General features: G+C 72.5%; 8 protein-coding genes and 1 pseudogene. 4 read left to right on the top strand and 5 right to left on the bottom strand.

Going from position 1 to position 5,780, the window contains the following annotated elements:
* The 3 genes from sucB to lipB form a co-directional block, all read left to right on the top strand.
* A partial coding sequence (gene sucB / locus ACRDSK_RS31115; protein WP_431444965.1) for a 2-oxoglutarate dehydrogenase, E2 component, dihydrolipoamide succinyltransferase occupies window positions 1-769 on the top strand: 769 nt, incomplete at its 5' end.
* A gap of 3 nt (window positions 770-772) precedes the next feature.
* The gene (locus ACRDSK_RS31110) at window positions 773-1,660 is read left to right on the top strand and encodes a TIGR01777 family oxidoreductase (RefSeq protein WP_431444964.1); all 888 of its coding nucleotides are present in this window, start codon (window positions 773-775) and stop codon (window positions 1,658-1,660) included.
* Window positions 1,661-1,689: 29 nt separating this feature from the next.
* Window positions 1,690-2,424, top strand: a complete 735-nt coding sequence (gene lipB, locus ACRDSK_RS31105; RefSeq protein WP_431444963.1) for a lipoyl(octanoyl) transferase LipB — start codon at window positions 1,690-1,692, stop codon at window positions 2,422-2,424.
* A gap of 46 nt (window positions 2,425-2,470) precedes the next feature.
* On the opposite strand, the gene ACRDSK_RS31100 is transcribed toward lipB, so the two are convergent.
* Together ACRDSK_RS31100 and ACRDSK_RS31095 are read right to left on the bottom strand one after the other, a co-directional pair.
* Complete coding sequence (locus ACRDSK_RS31100; protein WP_431444962.1) at window positions 2,471-3,145, bottom strand: peptidylprolyl isomerase; 675 nt, start codon at window positions 3,143-3,145, stop codon at window positions 2,471-2,473.
* A gap of 29 nt (window positions 3,146-3,174) precedes the next feature.
* Window positions 3,175-3,774, bottom strand: a complete 600-nt coding sequence (locus ACRDSK_RS31095) for a TetR/AcrR family transcriptional regulator (protein ID WP_431444966.1) — start codon at window positions 3,772-3,774, stop codon at window positions 3,175-3,177.
* Window positions 3,775-3,902: 128 nt separating this feature from the next.
* On the opposite strand from ACRDSK_RS31095, the gene ACRDSK_RS31090 reads away from it, so the two are divergent.
* Window positions 3,903-4,340, top strand: coding sequence for a hypothetical protein (locus tag ACRDSK_RS31090; protein WP_431444961.1), 438 nt, complete (start codon window positions 3,903-3,905; stop codon window positions 4,338-4,340).
* Window position 4,341: 1 nt separating this feature from the next.
* Here ACRDSK_RS31090 and ACRDSK_RS31085 read toward each other — a convergent pair whose 3' ends face one another.
* The 3 genes and pseudogenes from ACRDSK_RS31085 to ACRDSK_RS31075 form a co-directional block, all read right to left on the bottom strand.
* Window positions 4,342-4,491, bottom strand: a complete 150-nt coding sequence (locus ACRDSK_RS31085) for a hypothetical protein (RefSeq protein ID WP_431444960.1) — start codon at window positions 4,489-4,491, stop codon at window positions 4,342-4,344.
* 135 nt (window positions 4,492-4,626) lie between these two features.
* The gene (locus tag ACRDSK_RS31080; RefSeq protein WP_431444959.1) at window positions 4,627-5,076 is read right to left on the bottom strand and encodes an NUDIX domain-containing protein; all 450 of its coding nucleotides are present in this window, start codon (window positions 5,074-5,076) and stop codon (window positions 4,627-4,629) included.
* Window positions 5,076-5,780: pseudogene (locus tag ACRDSK_RS31075) on the bottom strand (M14 family zinc carboxypeptidase); the annotation flags it as partial. The gene ACRDSK_RS31080 and the pseudogene ACRDSK_RS31075, both read right to left, overlap by 1 nt.

The raw sequence follows: 5,780 nt of genomic DNA, 5'->3' as shown, positions 1-5,780 counted from the left end.
CGCCGCGGCCAAGGCGCCGAGCGCCCCGGCGGCACCCACGGCGGAGCTGCGCGGCAAGACCGAGAAGATGAGCCGGCTGCGCCAGACCGTGTCTCGGCGGATGGTCGAGTCGCTGCAGACGTCCGCGCAGCTGACGCAGGTCGTCGAGGTCGACGTCACCAAGATCGCGAAGCTGCGGAGCCGGGCGAAGTCGGCGTTCGAGCAGCGCGAGGGCGTGAAGCTCACGTTCCTGCCGTTCTTCGCGAAGGCCGCGGTGGAGGCGCTCAAGGCGCACCCGAAGCTGAACGCGTCGATCAACGACGAGACCAAGGAGGTGACCTACCACGGTGCCGAGCACCTGGGCATCGCGGTGGACACCGAGCGCGGGCTGCTGTCGCCGGCCATCCACAACGCCGGTGACCTGAGCGTCGCCGGGCTGGCGCACAAGATCGCCGACCTGGCCGAGCGCACCCGGGCGAACAAGGTCACCCCGGACGAGCTGTTCGGCGCCACGTTCACGCTGACGAACCTGGGCAGCCAGGGCGCGCTGTTCGACACCCCGATCATCCCGCAGCCGCAGGTCGGCATCCTGGGCGTGGGCCTGGTGGTGAAGCGGCCGATCGTGATCACCGACGCCGACGGCAACGACACCATCGCGATCCGCTCGATGGCCTACCTCGCGCTGACCTACGACCACCGCCTGGTCGACGGCGCGGACGCGGGCCGGTTCCTGTCGACGATCAAGAACCGCCTGCAGGACGGGAACTTCGAGGGCGACCTGGGCCTGTAGCCGATGAGAATCGTGGTCGCGGGATCCTCGGGGCTAATCGGCACGGCACTCGTGCACGAGCTGCGCGACGCCGAGCACGAGGTGGTCCGGCTCGTCCGGCGCCGGCCGCGTGCCGTCGACGAGCGCGAGTGGGATCCGCCGGCCGGGCGGATCGACGAGGGCGCACTGGACGGCGCGGACGCGGTGGTCAACCTGTGCGGGGCGGGCATCGCGAGCCGGCGGTGGAGCCACGCGCGCAAGCAGATGTTGCTCAACAGCCGCGTCGAGCCGACCGAGGTGCTGGCCGCCGCGGTCGCCGAGCGCGGCATCCCGGTGCTGGTCAACGCGTCGGCCGTGGGCTACTACGGCGACACCGGGGACCGGGTGAGCGACGAGAGCGCGCCGAACGGGCAGGGGTTCCTGGCCGGGCTCTGCCGTGACTGGGAGGCCGCGACCGCCCGCGCGACCGACGCCGGTGCCCGGGTGGTGCGGCTGCGCACCGGGCACGTGCTGTCGCGGCGCGGCGGGCTGCTGGGGACCCTGCGGCCGCTGTTCACGCTGATGCTCGGCGGGCGGTTGGGCGAGGGGCTGCAGTACATGCCGTGGCTGCACGTGGCCGACCACGTGGCGGCGATCCGGTTCGTGCTGGAGACCGACGGGATCTCGGGCGCGGTGAACTCGTGCACGCCGAACCCGGTGACCAACCGGGAGTTCACCCGCGCGCTCGGCCGGGCGCTGCACCGGCCAGCGCCGTGGTTCGTGCCGAAGATCGCGCTGCGTGTGGCGGTCGGCGACGGGGCGGAGGAGATCCTGTACGGCCAGCGGCTGGTGCCCGCGGTGCTCACCGCGCGCGGGTTCACGTTCCGCTACCCCGTCCTGGACGACGCGCTCGCGGCCGTCACCGGGAACTGAGGCCGGGACCGGGGCGTAGGGTCGATTCCGTGGCTCAACTCTCCTGCCGCTCGTCGAGCGCGCCCGTGCACGTCCGCGAGCTCGGCTCGATCGACTACCTCGAGGCGTGGGACCTGCAGCGCTCGCTCGTCGCCGCGCGGGCCGACGAGGCCGGGCCGGACACGTTGCTGCTGCTGGAGCACCCCTCGGTGTACACGGCCGGCAAGCGCACCACGCCCGACGAGCGCCCCGACGACGGCACTCCCGTGGTGGACGTGGACCGCGGCGGCAAGATCACCTGGCACGGTCCGGGGCAGCTGGTCGGCTACCCGATCGTGCGGCTCGCCGACCCGGTCGACGTGGTCGCGTACGTCCGGCGGGTGGAGCAGGCCCTGATCGCGGTGTGCGACGAGCTCGGCGTGCCGACCGGCCGGGTCGAGGGCCGCAGCGGCGTGTGGCTGGCCGCCGACCACCGGCCCGAGCGCAAGATCGCGGCCATCGGCATCCGGGTGCAGCGCGGCGTCACGATGCACGGCTTCGAGATCAACTGCGACGCCGACCTGAGCGCGTTCGACCACATCGTCCCGTGCGGCATCCGCGACGCCGGCGTGACATCCCTGTCGCTCGAGCTGGGCCGGCGGGTCACGGTGTCCGAGGTGCTCCCGCTGGCCCAGCGGCACGTACTTGCCGCTTTGGACGGCACGCTCCCGGTGGCGGACCGCTGGCTGACCCGGTGGACGCCGGCCACTCCCGGAGTCGACTTCGAGCTGGCGCAGCACCACTGACCCGCCGCCGGGCCGCCGTTCGCACGCCGGCCCGGCACCCGAGCCGTCAGAACGTCAGCGCCCAGTGGATCCGGACGGGGTGCGCCGGCGGACCGTCCTCCGCGCCGTCCTCGATGCCCGCCGCCACGATCCTGTCCAAGGTCGACATGCCGTGCGTGACGCGGCCCAGGACCGTGTAGGCCGGCGAGATCTCCGCGCGCGAGTGCACGACGAAGAACTGGCTGCCGTTGGTGTCCGGACCCTGGTTGCCCATCGCCACCGTGCCCCGGGGGTAGGTCTCCGCACCGGTCAGCTCGTCGGCGAAGCGGTAACCGGGACCGCCCACCTCCACCGACACGATGTCGCCGCACTGCAGCACGCCCAGGCGCGCGCTGTCGGTCAGCCGCCAGCAGCGGGTGTGGTTGTAGAACAGGTGCCGGATCAGGTGCGTGAAGTTGTGCACCGCGCACGGCGCGTTCGCCCGGTCCAGCTTCATCACGACGACGCCGTAGTTGGTGGCGAACACGGCGGTCGGCGTCCCGCGCGCCGGGGCCTTCGGCGACGGCGGGCGGACCGGCTTCGCGGCCGGCTTGTCGGGTGTCGGGATGTACTCGCACCGCACTGCCGAGGCGGACGAGGCGGCCGCGGGTGACGGCGCGGCCGCGGGTGACGCGGCGGCGACCGCGGGCGCGAAACCAAGGGTGGCAACGAGAACCACGACGACAGCAAGGAATCGTCTCATGGCGAGCACGCTAGCGCGGAGGTCAAGGATCAGCCGCCGGCCTTGCGGCGCATGCCCTCCATGACCGTGACGATCGTCTTCCGCACCTCGGCCGCGGCCTTCTTCGGGTCGGAGGAGCTCGCGATCGTCTCCGCGCCCGCGGACAGGGCACCGAACAGGATCCGGGCCGTCACCTCCACCGGCAGCGGCTCGATCTCGCCCGCGTCGACCAGGGCCTCGACCATCGCGCGGACCAGGCCGTAGCTGAAGTGCTCCTCGGCCTCGCGCCAGCGCTCCCAGCCCATCACCACCGGCGCCTCGTGGATCACGATCCGCTGGTAGGACGGTTCCAGGCACACTCCCACGTACGCCTGGATCCCCGCCATCGCCCGCTCCCACGCCGTGCCCTCGCCGGCGACGACCTCCGTCAGACCGTCCATCGCCCGGGTCTCGACCTGGTCGAAGGCCGCCTCGAACAGCGCCTGCTTGCCGCTGAAGTGGTGGTACAGCGCGCCCTTCGTGACCCGCGCGCGCTTCACGATCGCCTCCAGCGACGTGCCCGCGTAGCCGCGCTTCGTGAACAGGTCCAACGCGGAGCTGACCAGGGCCTGCCTGGTCGACTCCGTGTAGTCCACCCGTCTTGACCGCACTGTCACCACGTTCACAACCGTACGACACAGTCGCCCCGCACATACCGGTGGTATGTTGGCGATATCAGAGCATACCGACGGTATGTCCAAGACCGCTGGTATGGCCGAGGTCCTGGAAGGGGGACGACATGGGCTGGGCCGACTACTACCGCCGCAGAGACGCCCTGAACAGCGTAATCGAGCGCGGCGAGCTGGCCATCACCGACGAGTTCACGAGCACCGGCGAGCTCCTCCAGGCGCTGCACCACCGGTGGTCGCTGCGCCTGGCGGGCCGGGTCGAGCTCGCGTCGCTGGCCGAGAACCAGCTCGCGGCGGTCGGCGCCGCCTGGCGGGAGGCCGCCGGGGAGAACCTCGACCTGCGCCGCCTGTTGGACGAGCACGCCGACCACCCGGCGCTGCGTGAGGTGACGCTGGCCGAGCGGCGAATGATCGCCACCGCCGCCGGCCTCGCCGACCCCCAGGACGGCGCGGACGAGCAGGCGGGCGCCGGCGCCGCGTTCGTGGCGATGCTGCGCAACGGCTCGCAGCGGCGCCGGTTCCTGCGCAGGCTGGTCCCGTCCGGCTGAGTCAGTCGAGCAGGCCGAGGTCCACGAACGTCTCGTGGCACCAGTCGAGGGCCACACCAGGTCCGTCCACTGTGGATCGTCCGGGCGCACGTACGGGATCGGTCACCTCGTCGGGCAGGTCACCCCGGATGTCCTCCGCCAGCGGCGCCAACTCTGCTGATGCGGCACCGCCCGCGCGGCGTCGATCGACAGCTGGTGCAGCTCGAGCCTGTTGTCTGCCGCAACGGATGTCCTCCCTCGGTGTCCGGCGCCCAGCCTGCCGGATGCGCACCGGGAGGGGTCCCGGCTACCGCAGCGGCACGGCGTGTTCGAGGTAGCGGAGCTCGCCGTCGGCTCTCGCAGCGAGCGCGGCGGTGATCCGGCGGGTGAGCCGCGCCGGCAGCCACGAACCGATCTCGTCGGGCTCCACGAACGCGAAGGACGCCAGCTCGTCGGCCGGCAGCCGGATCGCCTCGACGTCGGCGACACTCAGCACGCCGCCGTCGAACACGAACAGCACCCGGTCCCCCAGCTCGGGATGCGGCGCCCAGTCGACCACCAGCAACTGTCCCAACTGGACGGTAAGACCGAGCTCCTCGGCCAGCTCCCGGACACACGCCTGGCTCGGCGTCTCACCCGCCTCGACGACGCCGCCGGGGATCTCCCAGCGCGGCTTGTACGTCGGCTCGACGAGCAGGAGCCGACCCCGCTCGTCGAGCAGCAGCGCGCCGGCCGCGCACCTCGCGACGGTGCCCACTACCGGGTCGCGCCCCAGTAGACGGCGTTGGCCACCTGTGCGTAGAGGCCCTTCGGGTGCCCGCGGAACATCGGCTCGGTGCCGAACATCAGCACCCGGGCGCCCCGTTCGTCCACACCGGACACCACGGCCGGCTGCCCGGCCGCCTGGTCCGGCCCGCCCGCGCCGTCCTCCTCGGGCAGCCAGTGCCCGGCGACCAGCGGGTTGCCCGCGCCGTAGCGCTGCTCCACGGTGACCCCGTCGCCGAGCCCGGTGAACCACTGCGGCGAGTACACGAACGACGTCGGCATCGACCCGGCCAGCACGTCCGCGCCGGTGCCGGACACGGTGACCACGCCGTTCGCGTCGCCCCGGCCCGGCATCGCGGTCACCGGCAGCAGCCCCGCCTCGGCGTTGAACCGCGATCCCGTCGAGCCGCGGGTGACCACGCCGCCGCGGGCGAGCAGCTCCTCGACCTCGACGCGGGCGTTCGGTTCCAGCTGGGCGAACCGCAGCCCGGACGACACCACCAGAACGTCCACTTCGGACAGGTCGAAGCCGCCGTTGAGGACGGCGGTGGACACCGGTCGCACCTCGAAACCCATCTCCCGCAACGCGAACAGCTCGTCCGACGCCACCGCGGCGGCGATCGTGAGCCGGGTCAGCACCGCGCCCGGCTCGCCCGCCGGCGCGCGGGCGAACCGCACGCCGTGCCGGTCGGCGAC

This window comes from Actinophytocola sp. (assembly GCF_050699915.1).
GTDB lineage: Bacteria > Actinomycetota > Actinomycetes > Mycobacteriales > Pseudonocardiaceae > Actinophytocola.
The sequence above is the reverse complement of the archived record's forward strand: the minus strand, read 5'-3'. Positions and strand labels throughout refer to the sequence as shown.